The sequence below is a fragment of the Streptomyces kunmingensis genome, assembly GCF_039533535.1.
GTDB classification, from domain to species: domain Bacteria; phylum Actinomycetota; class Actinomycetes; order Streptomycetales; family Streptomycetaceae; genus Streptomyces; species Streptomyces kunmingensis.
Genome location: NZ_BAAATS010000001.1, coordinates 332,575 through 347,197 on the forward strand (window position 1 = coordinate 332,575; position 14,623 = coordinate 347,197).

At 71.1% G+C, this 14,623-nt stretch carries 13 protein-coding genes; 12 read left to right on the forward strand and 1 reads right to left on the reverse strand.

Annotation, left to right across the window (positions count from 1 at the left end):
* Positions 1-216: 216 nt before the first annotated feature.
* The gene (locus ABD366_RS01425; RefSeq protein WP_324777185.1) at positions 217-1,071 is read right to left on the reverse strand and encodes an NAD-dependent epimerase/dehydratase family protein; all 855 of its coding nucleotides are present in this window, start codon (positions 1,069-1,071) and stop codon (positions 217-219) included.
* Between the two features lie 247 nt (positions 1,072-1,318).
* Between ABD366_RS01425 and ABD366_RS01430 the strand changes: the two genes are divergently transcribed.
* From ABD366_RS01430 to ABD366_RS01485, 12 genes are all read left to right on the forward strand, one after another.
* Positions 1,319-2,275 (forward strand): 5-dehydro-4-deoxyglucarate dehydratase, encoded by a 957-nt coding sequence (locus ABD366_RS01430; RefSeq protein ID WP_324777187.1) that lies wholly within the window; start codon positions 1,319-1,321, stop codon positions 2,273-2,275.
* A complete protein-coding gene (locus tag ABD366_RS01435; protein WP_324777189.1) occupies positions 2,272-3,432 on the forward strand; it encodes a hypothetical protein in 1,161 nt (386 codons plus the stop codon). Before ABD366_RS01430 ends, ABD366_RS01435 begins: the two co-directional genes overlap by 4 nt.
* Positions 3,433-3,521: 89 nt before the next feature.
* Positions 3,522-4,091, forward strand: a complete 570-nt coding sequence (locus ABD366_RS01440; protein ID WP_324777191.1) for a TIGR03086 family metal-binding protein — start codon at positions 3,522-3,524, stop codon at positions 4,089-4,091.
* A 227-nt stretch (positions 4,092-4,318) separates the two neighbouring features.
* Complete coding sequence (locus ABD366_RS01445; protein ID WP_324777193.1) at positions 4,319-4,999, forward strand: GntR family transcriptional regulator; 681 nt, start codon at positions 4,319-4,321, stop codon at positions 4,997-4,999.
* Positions 4,996-5,910 carry a dihydrodipicolinate synthase family protein gene (locus ABD366_RS01450; protein WP_324777195.1) on the forward strand — a complete coding sequence of 305 codons (915 nt, stop codon included), beginning with the start codon at positions 4,996-4,998 and terminating at the stop codon, positions 5,908-5,910. The genes ABD366_RS01445 and ABD366_RS01450 overlap by 4 nt, the downstream gene beginning before the upstream one ends.
* Entirely contained in the window at positions 5,907-7,649 is a 1,743-nt protein-coding gene (gene araD, locus ABD366_RS01455) for an L-arabinonate dehydratase (protein ID WP_324777197.1), read from the forward strand. Before ABD366_RS01450 ends, araD begins: the two co-directional genes overlap by 4 nt.
* A gap of 109 nt (positions 7,650-7,758) precedes the next feature.
* Positions 7,759-8,691: a carbohydrate ABC transporter permease gene (locus tag ABD366_RS01460; RefSeq protein ID WP_324777199.1), complete on the forward strand. Its 933-nt coding sequence runs from the start codon at positions 7,759-7,761 to the stop codon at positions 8,689-8,691.
* 125 nt (positions 8,692-8,816) lie between these two features.
* Complete coding sequence (locus tag ABD366_RS01465) at positions 8,817-9,602, forward strand: carbohydrate ABC transporter permease (RefSeq protein WP_324777234.1); 786 nt, start codon at positions 8,817-8,819, stop codon at positions 9,600-9,602.
* Positions 9,599-10,822 carry a Gfo/Idh/MocA family protein gene (locus tag ABD366_RS01470; RefSeq protein WP_324777201.1) on the forward strand — a complete coding sequence of 408 codons (1,224 nt, stop codon included), beginning with the start codon at positions 9,599-9,601 and terminating at the stop codon, positions 10,820-10,822. The genes ABD366_RS01465 and ABD366_RS01470 overlap by 4 nt, the downstream gene beginning before the upstream one ends.
* The gene (locus ABD366_RS01475) at positions 10,819-11,679 is read left to right on the forward strand and encodes a DUF6807 domain-containing protein (protein ID WP_324777203.1); all 861 of its coding nucleotides are present in this window, start codon (positions 10,819-10,821) and stop codon (positions 11,677-11,679) included. Before ABD366_RS01470 ends, ABD366_RS01475 begins: the two co-directional genes overlap by 4 nt.
* The gene (locus ABD366_RS01480; protein WP_324777205.1) at positions 11,676-13,259 is read left to right on the forward strand and encodes a glycoside hydrolase family 43 protein; all 1,584 of its coding nucleotides are present in this window, start codon (positions 11,676-11,678) and stop codon (positions 13,257-13,259) included. The genes ABD366_RS01475 and ABD366_RS01480 overlap by 4 nt, the downstream gene beginning before the upstream one ends.
* A complete protein-coding gene (locus ABD366_RS01485; RefSeq protein WP_324777207.1) occupies positions 13,256-14,605 on the forward strand; it encodes an ABC transporter substrate-binding protein in 1,350 nt (449 codons plus the stop codon). The genes ABD366_RS01480 and ABD366_RS01485 overlap by 4 nt, the downstream gene beginning before the upstream one ends.
* The last annotated feature ends 18 nt before the right edge of the window (positions 14,606-14,623 follow it).

Below are 14,623 nucleotides of genomic sequence, written 5' to 3' on the forward strand. Positions count from 1 at the left end.
CGGAAATGCCCGCACCGGAAGTTCTACCGGCGTCGGCCGACGGTGACCAGGCCTGTTGCGGACATGATGCTGCCCGTCTCGGTCCGTTCGGAGAGACGGCTGTCCGCCGCGGACCTGCGGGGGAGCGGTGGAGGGTGTGGGTTCGGGCGCCGCGGATGCCCGAACAAGACAGCGGGCGGGCCCGTTCGGTGCCCGCCCGCCGCGAAAATCGGCCGGTCAGTACGGCCAGATCGGGGGGTCGTTGATGAAGCGGCCGCCCATGTACAGGTGCGCCGGGTTCTCGTCGGAGAGCGGGCCGAACTCGGCGAGCAGGTTCTCCGCATACTCCTCGGAGTCGTCCTGCGGCTCGTAGCCGAGGGCGCGGGCGCTGGTCAGGTCCCACCACAGCCGGGTGTTGGCGGAGGAGCCGTAGACGACGGTGTGCCCGACGTTCTCGGCGCTCAGCGCCGCGTGGAAGAGGCGCGCCCCGTCCGCCGGGCTCATCCACACCGACATCATGCGCACGTCGGTCGGCTCCTTGAAGCAGGATCCGATGCGTACCGACACGGTCTCCTGGCCGAATTTGTCCCAGTAGAACTGTGCGAGGTCCTCGCCGAACGACTTCGACAGGCCGTAGTAGGTGTCCGGGCGGCGCAGCGTCTCGACGGGGACCAGGGGAGCACCGTCCTCCGTGCGCGGGCGCGGAGTGAAGCCGACCGCGTGGTTGGACGACGCGAAGACGATCCGGGGGGCGACGCCGTCCGCGCGGCTCTCGCCCTCGGCGCGCACGGCCTCGTAGAGGTGGTAGGTGCCCTTGATGTTCGACTCGAGGATCTTGTCGAAGGTCGACTCCAGGGAGATGCCGGCCAGGTGCAGCACGCCGTCGACGCCGCGTACCGCCTCGCGCAGCGCCTCCGTGTCGTTCAGGTCGGCGACGATCGCGTCCGGCGCGTCCGGGATGGGCCGCACGTCGAGCAGCCGCAGCTCGTAGCCGTGCTCGGGCAGCAGTTCCCGCATCAGGGTGCCGAGTCCGCCGGCGGCGCCGGTGAGCAGGATCGTGCGGGGCCCGGGGGGCGGCGGGGACACTGACATGCGCGTTATCTCCGTGTCTGTGAGCTGCATTCACATGGGTGGACGGGTGCGTGGGCAGGTGCGTGGCCGTACGCGAGGGCGGGTGTGTGGTTGCGACGAAACGCTAAGGAGCGGTGTCCAGCCCGTCAAGGGTCGTGTGGTTACGGTGAGTTCGGGTGCTTGACCGTCCCCTTTGGGGCGGCTTACGGTGAGCGCGTTCAGAAATATAGACGCGGATCAGAAACGTGCACATGTTCAGGGAGAGCCCGTGACGACGCCCCCTTTCGGACCCCTCGCCGCTCGACTCACGGTCCCCAGCGGACCGCTGTTCTTCCCCGTCACCGCGTACGGACCCGACGGCGCCCTTGACCTCGACACCTACCGCACCCATGTGCGGCGCGGCGTCGAGGCCGGGGCCGCCGCCGTGTTCGCGTGCTGCGGCACGGGGGAGTTCCACGCGCTCGCCCCCGAGGAGTTCGAGGCCTGCGTCGCGGCGGCGGTCGAGGCGGCCGAGGGCCGGGTGCCCGTCATCGCCGGCGCCGGATACGGCACGGCGCTGGCCGTCCAGTACGCGCGCGCGGCCGAACGGGCGGGCGCCGACGGCCTCCTCGCCATGCCGCCCTACCTCGTGGTGGCCGGCCAGGAAGGCCTGCTGCGGCACTACACCCAGCTGGCCGAGGCGACCTCCCTCTCCGTCATCGTCTACCAGCGCGACAACGCCGTCTTCACCCCCGAGACCGTCGTCGCACTCGCCCGCCACCCCAAGGTCCTCGGCCTCAAGGACGGCCTCGGCGACCTGGACCTGATGCAGCGCATCGTCAGCGCCGTACGGGCCGAAGTCCCCGAGGCGGACTTCCTCTACTTCAACGGCCTGCCGACCGCCGAACTGACCGGCCTCGCCTACCGCGGCATCGGCATCACCCTCTACTCCTCCGCCGTCTTCTGCTTCGCGCCCGACATCGCGCAGGCCTTCCACAAGGCACTGAACACGGGCGACGACGCCACCGTGAACAAGCTCCTCGACGGCTTCTACCGGCCGCTCGTCGAACTGCGCAACCAGGGCAAGGGCTACGCGGTCTCCCTGGTCAAGGCCGGTGTACGGTTGCGCGGCCTCGATGTCGGCGAGGTGCGCCCGCCGCTCCAGGAGCCGACCGGGGAACACATCAAGCAGCTGACCGAACTCATCGAGCGCGGGCAGGCACTCCTCGAAGGAGCCGGCGAGTGAAGACCTCCGCGTTCGTCTACCCCTGGGACATCAACGGCGACCCCGATGCCGCGCGCCGCATCGCCGGCCTCGGCGTCGAGCAGGTCACCCTCGCCGCCGCCTACCACTCCACCCGCGCCCTCACCCCGCGCCACCCGCGCCACCGCATCGTCACCGCCGAGCACGCCGCTGTTCTCTACCCGCTCGACGAACAGCGCTGGCAGGGACGGGAGTTGAGGCCGTACGCGGCGGGGGGCTGGGCCCCCGGTGACGCGTACGGGGAGGCTGCCGCCGCCCTCTCGGAGGCGGGGCTCTCCGTCCACACCTGGGTCGTCCTCGCCCACAACTCCCGCCTCGGCGCCGAGCACCCGAACACTTCCGTCCGCAACGCCTACGGTGACCGCTACCCCTGGGCGCCCTGCATCGCCCAGCCCGCCACCCGCGCCTACCTCGTCGACCTCGCCGCCGAGGCCGCCACCCGGCCCGGCGCCCAGGGGACCGAGCTGGAGTCGCTCGGCTGGTACGGCCTCGCCCATCTGCACGCCCACGACAAGACGGCCGGCGTCGGACTCGGAGAGGCCGGGCAGTACCTCATGTCCCTGTGCTTCTGCGCCGACTGCTGCGAGGGGTACGCACGACACGGCCTCGACGCCGACGAGTTGGCGCGCTCCGTACGCGACGCGCTGGAACCCCTGTGGAGGGGCGAGGCGAGCGACGACGGCTGGGCGACGGTCGAGAAGCAGCTCGGCGCCGAGACCGCGACGGCCACCCGCGCCTACCGGGACACGACCGCCCGAACTCTCCAGGAAGCAGCGGTGGCGGCGGTCCGGGAAGCCGCGCCCACCGGATTCCAGGTGCTGCTGCACGCCGACCCGGTCTCCTACCACTGCGGCGCCAACGCGGGCGTCGACCCCGCGCACATCCTCTCCGTCGCCGACGGGGTCGTCGTGCCGTGCACGGGCGGCGCCGGTCTGCTGCGGCCGTTCGCCGAGCAGGGCAAGGGCGTCGTCGCCGCGAACCTGACCGTCGTACGCGGTATGGGCGGCAGCCCCGCCACCCTCGCCGAGGACGCCCGGGCCGCCCGCGACCTGGGCGCCGACCAGCTGCGGCTCTACCACGCGGGGCTCGCCCCGGACGCGGACCTGAGCGCGGTCACGGAGGCGCTCGCGGCACTTTGACACGCGGCACCGATGAATTACGGGCTGCGGGCCGGTCCACCCGGTGGAGAACGTCCACTCAGGACGTCGCACCCACCGGAAGGGTCACCATGAGTGACACCGCAGTGGACATCGGCCCGCAGGCCCGCATCGTCGCGCGCCTCGCCGACGCCGTCCGCGAGGACCAGCTCGGCCTGCCCACCCCCTGTCCCGACTACGCCGTACGCGAGCTGCTCGGCCACCTCGTCGGCCTGTCCGCCGGCCTGCGCGCCGCCGGCCGCAAGGAATCCGAGGGGGCCTCACCCGGCCCGGGCCGGCCCGAACTCGGCCCCGACTGGCGCGCCGCCCTGCCCAAGGCGCTGGACGAGCTCGTCGCCACCTGGCGTCAGCCCGCCGCCTGGCAGGGCATGACACGGGCCGGCGGCCTCGACCTGCCCGGCGCCGTAGCGGGTCTCGTCACCGCCGACGAACTGGTCGTGCACGGCTGGGACCTGGCCCGCGCCACCGGCCAGAAGTACACCCCCGACGAGGCGGCACTGCGGGCCGCCCGCGAACTGCTCGAGCCGGACGAGGGTGGCCGCGACGGCTTGTTCGGGCCGGTCGTGCCGGTGCCCGAAGACGCCCCGCTTCTGGACCGTGTCATCGGCCTGAGCGGCCGCGATCCGGCCTGGACGCCGTAATCCCAAGATCGTCAACTACCTTCCGCAGGAGCCTTTTTGAGGCGTCTGCGGGAGGTAGTCGCCGTTTGGGCGGTCACTGTTGAAAGTCAGCCGAACTTCTTTTGACGGAAGCGTTGACGAAACTTCGCGGTGCTTCTAGCTTCAACCGCGTCGTACTTCGTACGTCATATATGAGACGCGATACGAGATACGCGATACGCGATACGACACACAACCGAGAGGCGCGCATGACGTCAGTGCCCACTCCGATCCCCTCCCGTACGCAGTTCGTCCAGGACGAGATCAAGCACCGCATCCTGACCGGACAGCTGAGACCGGGACAGGCCCTGGTCGAGACCGACCTCGCCGCACAGTTCGGCGTCTCCAAGACGCCGGTGCGCGAAGCGCTCAAGACCCTGGCCGGGACCGGACTCGTCGTGATGAGCCAGTACAAGGGCGTCACGGTGCGGATGGTGGACGCGGACATGGCCCGCGAGGTCTACGACGTGCGGCTGCTGCTCGAACCGGAGGCGCTGCGCCGCACCGTGCACCGCCGGGCCTCCCTCGACGCCGCCCGCGAGGCCCTGGAGCGCGCCGCCACCGCGACCGACACGGCCCAACGCTCGCTCGCCAACCGGGAGTTCCACCGCGCGCTCTACGTGCCCTGCGGCAACCCGCTGCTCGGCAAGATGCTCGACGAGGTCCGCGACCAGGCCGCCCTGGTCTCCGCGGTGGCCTGGGCCGCGCACCCGTCCTGGGAGCGGGAGGCCACCGAGCACCAGGAGATCCTCGAACTCTCCCTCGCCGGTGACGCCCAGGGCGCCTCGCGCGCGCTGCGCAACCACATCGCGTCGTTCGTGCGGCGGGCCTTCCCCGAGGTCGAGGTCCAGGTCCAGGTTCATGGTGAAGAGGGTGAGCAGCGCTCATGACAGCGTCGTACTCGTTCCAGACCCAGCGGGCCGCGCTGGCCGATGTCGTCGCCATCCCCGTGACCCCGTTCGCCGAGGACGGGTCGGTCGACGAGGCCGCGTACACGGCCCTGCTGAAGCGGCTGCTCGACGCCGGGGTGCGCACGCTCACGCCGAACGGGAACACCGGTGAGTTCTACGCCCTGGCGCCCCAGGAGCGGCGCAGGGTCACCGAGTTGACCATCGAGAAGGCGGGGGAGCGGGCCGCGATCCTGGTCGGCGTCGGCCATGACGTGCCGACCGCCGTCGACGCCGCGCGCCACGCCCGCGATCTCGGAGCGCACATGGTGATGGTGCACCAGCCCGTGCACCCCTACGTCTCCGAGGGCGGCTGGGTCGACTACCACCGGGCCATCGCCGAGGCCGTCCCCGAGATCGGCGTCGTCCCGTACCTCAAGAACGCGGCGCTGCCCGGCGCCCGTCTGGCCGAACTCGGCGCGGCCTGCCCGAACGTGATCGGCGTCAAGTACGCCGTCCCGGACGCCGCACGCTTCGCCGCCTTCGCCCGTGACGCGGGCCTGGACCGGTTCGTCTGGGTCGCCGGACTCGCCGAGCCGTACGCGCCCTCCTACTTCTCGGCCGGCGCCACCGGCTTCACCTCAGGGCTCGTGAACGTCGCACCCAGCGTCTCACTGTCCATGATCGAAGCGCTTCGATCGAGCGACTACCCGAAGGCCATGAAGGTCTGGGAACAGATCCGCCGCTTCGAGGAACTGCGCGGCGCCGACGCCTCCGCGAACAACGTCACCGTCGTCAAGGAGGCGCTCGCCTCCCTCGGTCTGTGCCGCCGTGAAGTCCGCCCGCCCAGCCGGGAGTTGCCCGAGGCGCAGCGCGCCGAGGTCGCCGAGATCGCGGCCGGGTGGTCCATATGAGCGACGTCCCGAGAGAGCGGCTCACCCCCGAGCGGCTCCGCTCCCACCAGTGGTACGGCACCGAGGGCGCCCTGCGCACCTGGTCGCACAACGCCCGGATGCGCCAGCTCGGTTACGAGGCCGAGGAGTACAAGGGCCGGCCGGTGATCGCCGTCCTCAACACCTGGTCCGACATCAACCCCTGCCACGTCCATCTGCGCGAGCGCGCCGAGGCGGTCAAGCGGGGCGTGTGGCAGGCGGGCGGCTTCCCGCTGGAGTTCCCCGTCTCCACGCTCTCGGAGACGTACCAGAAGCCGACCCCGATGCTCTACCGCAACCTGCTCGCCATGGAGACCGAGGAGCTGCTGCGCTCCTACCCGGTCGACGCGGCGGTGCTGCTCGGCGGCTGCGACAAGTCGACCCCCGCGCTGCTCATGGGCGCCACCTCCGCCGACGTACCGTCGCTCTTCGTGCCCGCCGGGCCGATGCTGCCCGGACACTGGCGCGGCGAGACCCTCGGCTCCGGCACCGACATGTGGAAGTACTGGGACGAGCACCGCGCGGGTAACCTCACCGACTGCGAACTACGGGAACTGCAGGGCGGGTTGGCGCGCTCCCCGGGCCACTGCATGACCATGGGGACCGCCTCCACGATGACCGCCGCGGCCGAGGCGCTCGGCATGACGCTGCCCGGCGCCTCCTCGATCCCCGCGGTCGACTCGGCGCACGAGCGGATGGCCGCCGCCTCCGGACGGCGCGCCGTCGAACTCGCCTGGACCGCGCTCAGGCCGTCCGAGATCCTCACCGCGGACGCCTTCGAGGACGCCGTGACCACGGTCCTCGGCCTCGGCGGCTCGACCAACGCGGTGATCCATCTGATCGCCATGGCCGGCCGGGCCGGGGTGCGCCTGACCCTCGACGACTTCGACCGCGTCGCGCGCAGCGTGCCGGTGCTGGCGAACGTGCGGCCGGGCGGACAGACGTACCTGATGGAGGACTTCTACTTCGCCGGCGGCCTGCCCGCGTTCCTCTCCCGGATCCCCGACCTGCTCCACCTGGACCGGCCGACCGTCAACGGCCGCTTCGGCGACCAGGTCGAGGGCGTCGTCGTGCACGACGACGACGTCATCCGGCCCCGCGGGAACCCGGTCGCGCCCGAGGGCGGCGTCGCCGTGCTGCGCGGCAACCTGTGCCCCGACGGCTCCGTCATCAAGCACATCTCCGCCGAGCCGCATCTGCTCAAGCACACCGGGACCGCGGTGGTCTTCGACGACTACAAGTCCATGCAGCGCACCATCAACGACCCGGAGCTGGGCATCACCGCCGACAGCGTCCTGGTGCTGCGGGGCTCAGGCCCCAAGGGCGGGCCCGGCATGCCCGAGTACGGGATGCTGCCGATCCCCGACCATCTGCTGAAGCAGGGCGTCCGCGACATGGTGCGGATCTCCGACGCCCGGATGAGCGGCACGAGCTACGGGGCGTGCGTGCTGCACATCGCCCCCGAGTCGTACGTCGGCGGGCCCCTGGCGCTGGTGCGCTCCGGGGACAGCATCACCCTCGACGTGGCAGCCAGGTCGCTGCAACTGAACGTGTCCGACGAGGAGTTGGCGCGGCGCCGTACCGAGTGGACCGCGCCGCCGGAGCGCTACGAGCGCGGCTACGGGGCGCTCTACAACGAGCAGATCACGCAGGCCGACACCGGCTGCGACTTCGCCTTCCTGGCCAGGCCGGGCAAGGTCCCCGATCCCTACGCGAGCTGAGCCGCCCCCGCGCCCTCGCCGCCCGCCCCGCCCCGGCGGGCCGACACCCCGAACAGCGCCGAGATACCGAACAACGTCTGCGAAGCGCTTCGAAGAACGGAGTCCAGTCATGGCCGCCCAAGCCACTGCCGTGGCGAAAGCCCCGCCCACCCGGCGCCGAAAGTCGGCCACCCCGCGCAGGCTGCCGTACCTCTTGATCGCCCCCGCCGGGCTGCTGATGCTGGGCTTCATCGCGTACCCCGTGCTCAGCGTCTTCTACTACAGCCTGCAGAACTACAACCCCACCAAGCCCTGGCGCAACGGCTTCGCGGGCCTGGACAACTTCGTCACCGCGTTCACCAAGGACCCCGACTTCTGGAGCACGCTGGGCTTCAGCCTCCAGTGGGTCGTCGTGCAGGTGGTGCTCCAGCTGCTGCTCGGCCTCGGCCTCGCGCTCGTCGTCAACCAGACGTTCGTCGGGCGGGCGATGGCCCGCGCCCTCGTCTTCTCGCCCTGGGCCGTCTCCGGCGTGCTCACCTCCGCCGTCTGGATGCTGCTCTACAACTCCCAGACCGGCATCACCCGCTACCTCGCCGACATGGGCGTGGGCACGTACGGCACCTCGTGGCTGTCGGACACCGCGACCGTCTTCCCGGCCGTCGTCACCGCCGAACTCTGGCGCGGCGTCCCCTTCTTCGCGATCCTCATCCTCGCCGACCTGCAGTCCGTCTCGAAGGACCTGTACGAGGCCGCCGAGGTCGACGGCGCCAGCCGCTTCCGGCAGTTCCTGCACATCACGCTGCCGCACCTGAAGGACGCGATCATCCTGTCCACGCTGCTGCGCGCGGTGTGGGAGTTCAACAACGTCGACCTGCTCTACACCCTCACCGGCGGCGGGCCCGCGGGTGAGACGACCACCCTGCCGCTGCGCATCGCCTCCATCGCCGTCGACTCGCACGACTTCGGCTACGCGTCCGCGCTGACCTCCATCGCCTTCGTCATCCTCCTGTTCTGCTCGATGGTCTATCTGCGGCTGAGCAAGTTCGGGGGCGGGGAGAAGTGACCGTCAAGGAAGCCCAGTTGACCACCGTCACCGCACCCGCCACCAGCACGTCCGGCGGCCGCCACCGGCTCGACACCGTCCCGCCCAAGAAGGGCCGCTCCTACGACGACGTACCGCGCTGGCAGATCTACGTGCCGCTCGGCGTCTACCTCCTCTTCACGCTCATCCCGTTCTACTGGATGCTGCTGTTCGCGTTCCGCCCCACCGGCTCCACCTCGCTGGTGCCGTGGCCGCTGACCTTCGAGCACTTCGACAAGGTCTGGAACGAGCGGGCCTTCGGCACCTTCTTCCAGAACAGCCTGCTCGTCGGCGTCGCCTCGATGCTGATGACCACCGTCGTCGCACTGGCCGGCGGCTACGCCCTGGCCCGCTTCAACTTCAGGATCAAACAGGGCTTCATGCTGGCCCTGCTCTGCTCGCAGTTCATCCCCGGCGCTCTGATGCTGGTCCCGCTGTTCCAGATTTTCGCCAACCTGAAGATGATCAACTCGCTCGGCAGCGTCATCATCGCCGAGACCGTCTTCCAGCTGCCGCTCACGATGATCCTGATCAGCGGCTTCATCAAGAACGTGCCGTACTCCCTGGAGGAGGCCGCCTGGGTCGACGGCTGCGGACGCTTCCGCGCCTTCTGCGCCGTCGTCCTGCCCCTGCTGCGGCCCGGCCTCATCGCGGTGGGCTCCTTCGCCTTCGTGCACAGCTGGAACCACTTCCTGTTCGCCCTGATGTTCCTCTCCGACCAGGACAAGCAGACGATCCCCGTCGGCCTCTCGACCCTGATGGGCGCCGACTCCGTCGACCTCGGCGCGCTCGCCGCCGGCGGTGTCGTCGCGGCCGTACCCGTGGTGATCGTCTTCGCCTTCATCCAGAAGTGGCTCGTCACGGGCTTCAGCGCCGGGGCGGTGAAGGGATGAGCGCCCCGCACACTGCCTCCCGGGCACCGCACGAGCCGGTCCCCGTCGTCCTCGCCGGGGCACGCGGGCACGGCCGCTGGCACCTGAACAACCTGCGGCGCCTCGCCGACGCGGGCCGCGTCACCCTCGCGGGCGTGTGCGAGCTGAAGCCACTGGACGAGGAGGAACTCGCGGGGTTCGCCGCCCAGCACCCGCCGGTCGCGCAAGGAGACGACTTCGGGGCGCTGCTCGACGCGACCGGGGCCCGCGTCGCGATCATCTGCACCCCGATCCCCACCCACACCGACCTGGCCCTGACCGCCGCGCGCCGGGGCGTCCACCTCCTCCTGGAGAAGCCGCCCGCGCCGTCATATACGGAATACGAGCGGATGGCGCGGGGCGTGGCCGAGGCGGGGGTCGCCTGCCAGATCGGGTTCCAGTCGCTGGGCTCGCACGCGATGTCTCATATACGAGATCTCGTACGCGACGGCCACATCGGTGAACCGCTCGGCATCGGCGCCGCCGGGGCCTGGGTCCGCGACGAGGCCTACTTCCGGCGCGCACCCTGGGCCGGGCACCGCCGCCTCGACGACGGCACCGGCACCGGGCGGCAGGTCGACGTCGTCGACGGCGTCCTCACCAACCCCCTCGCCCACGCCGTCTCCACCGCCCTCGCGCTGGACGGGGCGACCGGCGCCGACGACCTCGCCGGCATCCGCACCGAGCTCTTCCACGCCAACGCCATCGAGGCCGACGACACCTCCTTCGTCGAACTCACCACGCACAGCGGCTCGCGCGTCACCGTCGCCGCGACGCTCTGCGCCGAGCGGGCCGACGAGCCGTACGTCCTCGTGCACGGCAGCCGCGGCCGCGTCACCTTCTGGTACAAGCAGGACCGCGTCCTCGTGCAGCGCGCGGGGCACGGCCCGCAGGAGTCCGTGCACGGGCGCACGGACCTCCTCGAGAACCTCCTCGACCATCTGGTGAACGGCGCGGAACTCCTCGTCCCACCCGCCTCGACCGGCGCCTTCATGCGGGTCGTCGAAGCGATCCGCAGCGCCCCCGACCCGCGCGCCCTGCCCGCCGAGGCGTGGAGCACCGCCCCCGGCACGGCCGACGGCACCGTCCGCCGCGTCGTGCACGGCATCGACGGACTCGTCGCCGCCAGTGCCGACTCCCTCACCGGCTACGCCGAGCTCGGAGCGTTCTGGGCCCGGCCAGGACTGGAGGCAGCATCGTGAGTCCCCTCGTGCGACAGGCCGTCGCCCCCCTGACCCTGAGCTGCGCGGGCCGCCCCGTCGCCCGCTACGACCTGCGCCCCGACATCGGGCACGACCTCGCGCCGCGCCCCTGCCTGCACCCCGTCAGCACGCTCGGCGGCACCCCGGTCACCGAGTTCGCCCCCGCCGACCACGTCCACCACCTCGGGGTGAGCGTCGCCGTGCCGGACGTCGCCGGGTACAACTTCTGGGGCGGCCGCACCTACGTCCGCGGCCAGGGCCCCACCGTCCTGGACAACCACGGCGAGCAGCGCCACCTCGAATTCAAGCTGTGCGACCCCGACGGCTTCGTCGAGGACCTGGAGTGGACCGCGGACGGCTGCCTCGTGCTGCGCGAACGGCGCACCGTTGCCGCGACCCAACTGGGCCCCGAAGCCTGGGCGTTGGATCTCACCTTCACGCTGACCAACCCGTCCGCCCAGGAGCTGACCATCGGCAGCCCCGCCACCAACGGCCGCCCCGGCGCCGCCTACGGAGGGTTCTTCTGGCGGGCACCCAAGGAGGCCGGCGCGCCCGCCGTGTTCACCGCCGCCGCCGAGGGCGAGGCCGCCGTGCACGGCCGCGCCGCCGACTGGCTGGCGCTGGCCGGTGACGGCTGGACCCTGGTGTTCGCCGGGGCCACCGCCGAGACCCGCCGCGACCCCTGGTTCGTGCGCACGCAGGAGTACCCGGGCGTCGGCTCCTCGCTCGCCTCCGACGCGCGGCTGCGGATCGGAGCCGGGGACACCGCCGTGCGCCGCATCGTCACGGTCGTCGCCGACGGCCGCCTCGACCGGGCCCGCGCCGCCGCCCTGGTCCGCAAGGCGGTGACGGCGTGAGTACGGCGCGGCGCACGGGTGACCTGGGCGACGGCACGTACCGCAATCCGGTCCTCGCCGCCGACTGGTCGGATCCGGACGTGCTCCGCGTCGGCGACGACTTCTACCTCACGGCGTCCAGCTTCGGCCGTGCCCCGGGCCTGCCGCTGCTGCACTCCCGCGACCTCGTCAACTGGACGCTGCTCGGGCACGCCCTCGACCGCCTCGAACCCGCCGAGGCGTTCACCACACCGCGCCACGACTGCGGCGTCTGGGCACCCTCGCTGCGCCACCACGCGGGCCGCTTCTGGATCTTCTGGGGCGACCCCGACCACGGCGTGTATCAGATCAACTCGCCGTCCATCAGGGGGCCGTGGACCGAGCCGCACCTCCTCAAGGCGGGCAAGGGCCTCATCGACGCCTGCCCGCTGTGGGACGAGGAGAGCGGCGAGGCGTTCCTCGTGCACGCCTGGGCCAGGTCCCGGTCCGGGATCAAGAACCGGCTCACCGGCCACCGCATGAGCCCCGACGGCCGCGAACTCCTGGACGAGGGGCGGGTGTTGATCGACGGGGACGAGCTCCCCGGCTGGTTCACCATCGAGGGCCCGAAGGTGTACATGCACGACGGCTGGTACTGGATCTTCGCCCCGGCAGGGAGCGTGGAGACCGGCTGGCAGGGCGCGTTCCGCTCCCGCTCCTTCTTCGGCCCCTACGAGGAGCGGGTCGTGCTCGAACAGGGCACCACCGACATCAACGGCCCCCACCAGGGCGGCTGGGTGCGCACCGGCGCCGGCGAGGACTGGTTTCTGCACTTCCAGCAGCGCGGCCCGTACGGACGCGTCGTGCATCTGCAGCCGATGCGCTGGGACGCGTCCGGGTGGCCGGTGCTCGGCGACGACGGCGCCCCCGTACACGTACACAAGAAGCCCGCGCTGCCCGAACAGCCGGTGGTCGCGCCCGCAACCGACGACGACTTCCCCGGTGGCCGTTTCGGGCGACAGTGGCAGTGGACCGCCAACCCCCGCAAGGGCTGGACGAGTTCGCACGCCGGGGACGGGCTGCGGCTCGCCTGTGTACGGTCCGCGGACGGGGTGCGTGACCTGCGCCGCGTACCGCATCTGCTCACCCAGCGGCTGCCGCTGCTGCCGTCCCGGGTGACGGTCGACCTCTCGCTCACCAGCACGACGCCCGGCGCCAGGGCCGGACTCGCCGTACTCGGCGACGCCTATGCGTGGATCGGCCTGGAGCGGGACGAGGACGGCAGCGCCCGGGCCGTGCACCGGTTCGCCGAGCCGGTCGCCGAGGCGGAACGCGATGCCGCCAACGCGCGTCCGGCGCCGGACGGGACGGCGCGGCTGCGTGTCGACATCGCCGACGGGGCGCGCTGCCGCTTCGCCGTCGACACGGGCGACGGCGCCGGGTTCCTGCCCTCGGGCCAGGTGTTCGCCGCCGCGCCGTGGCGCTGGGTCGGGGCGCTGCTCGGCCTGTTCGCGTCGGCGCCGCCCGGCGCGGGACCCGCCGGGACGGCCCTGTTCACGCACTTCCAGGTCACCACCGACCAGAACCTCCAGTTGGATCCAGAAGAAGAGAGCCGATCATGAACATCCGTATGCGAAGAAGCGCGCTCCGTACCGGCACCGCCCTCGCCCTGACCACCGTCCTCGCGTTCACCGCGACCGCCTGCGGCGACGACGGCAGCGGCGCGGGCGGCGACAAGGGCGACGAGGGCTCCGGCAAGGGCGAGGTCACCTTCTGGGACAACAACACGGCGGTGCGCCGCGACGTCTGGATGGAGATCATCAAGGACTTCGAGAAGGCCAACCCCGACATCAAGGTGAAGTACGTCGGCATCCCCGCCGAGAGCGTGCAGTCCAAGTACGACACCGCGATCCAGGGCGGCGGCCTGCCCGACGTCGGTGGGGTCGGCACCGCGATGCTCGCCGGGATCGCCGCGCAGGACGCCCTCGAACCGCTCGACGACCGCTACGCCACCAGCTCCCTCAACGGCAAGCTGAACGACGCGTTCGTGGACTCGGTGAAGGCGGCCGGCGGCTCCGGCTCGAAGATGTTCACCCTCCCGACGTCGGCCAACAACGGTGTCCTGTACTACCGCACCGACCTGTTCAAGACGGCCGGCCTGGAAGCGCCGACGACGTGGACGAAGTTCTTCGACGCCGCCGCCAAGCTCACCGACACCGGCAAGAACCGGTTCGGCTACACCATCCGCGGCGGCGAGGGCTCCATCGCCCAGGCCCTCGACGTGATGTACGGGCAGAGCGGCATCACGTCCTTCTGGGACGCGGACAACACCAAGACGACGGTCAACGACCCGAAGAACGTGGCCGCGCTGGAGAAGTACGTCGGCCTCTACAAGAAGTCCACGCCGTCGGCCGACGTCAACAACGACTTCACCAAGATGGTCGCGCAGTTCGACAGCGGCCAGATCGGCATGCTCAGCCACAACCTGGGCTCCTACGGCGACCACGTGAAGGCGTTCGGCGACAAGTTCCGCGGCCTGCCCAACCCGACCGGCGACGACGGCACCCGCGTGCAGGTCTCCAACCCCGTCGACGGGCTCGGCCTCTTCAAGTCCAGCAAGAACAAGCAGGCCGCCTGGAAGTTCATCGAGTTCGCCGCCTCCCACGCGGAGAACAGCAAGTGGAACGAGTCGGCCAAGCAGATCCCGTCCAACAGCGACGCCGCCAAGGACGACTGGGTCCAGAAGTCGGAGCCGACCCGGCTCGCCGCCGAAGCCCTGGCGTCCGGCTCCACCAAGATCGTGCAGCTGCCCTACTACCTGCCCGACTGGAACACCATCTCCAAGGCCGACAACGAGGACGACCTGCAGAAGGTCATGCTCGGCAAGCAGTCGGCGAAGGAGTTCCTCGACCACCTCGCCGAGCAGCTGAACAAGGCGCAGGACGAGTGGAAGGCGCAGGCCAAGTAAGCCTGGTCACGCGCCCGG

Coding starts and splice junctions, on each gene's coding strand:
- ABD366_RS01485 (WP_324777207.1), top strand. CDS start 13,256: ATGAACATCCGTATGCGAAGAAGCGCGCTCCGTACCGGCACCGCCCTC.
- ABD366_RS01425 (WP_324777185.1), bottom strand. CDS start 1,071: ATGTCAGTGTCCCCGCCGCCCCCCGGGCCCCGCACGATCCTGCTCACC.
- ABD366_RS01470 (WP_324777201.1), top strand. CDS start 9,599: ATGAGCGCCCCGCACACTGCCTCCCGGGCACCGCACGAGCCGGTCCCC.
- araD (WP_324777197.1), top strand. CDS start 5,907: ATGAGCGACGTCCCGAGAGAGCGGCTCACCCCCGAGCGGCTCCGCTCC.
- ABD366_RS01460 (WP_324777199.1), top strand. CDS start 7,759: ATGGCCGCCCAAGCCACTGCCGTGGCGAAAGCCCCGCCCACCCGGCGC.
- ABD366_RS01440 (WP_324777191.1), top strand. CDS start 3,522: ATGAGTGACACCGCAGTGGACATCGGCCCGCAGGCCCGCATCGTCGCG.
- ABD366_RS01445 (WP_324777193.1), top strand. CDS start 4,319: ATGACGTCAGTGCCCACTCCGATCCCCTCCCGTACGCAGTTCGTCCAG.
- ABD366_RS01450 (WP_324777195.1), top strand. CDS start 4,996: ATGACAGCGTCGTACTCGTTCCAGACCCAGCGGGCCGCGCTGGCCGAT.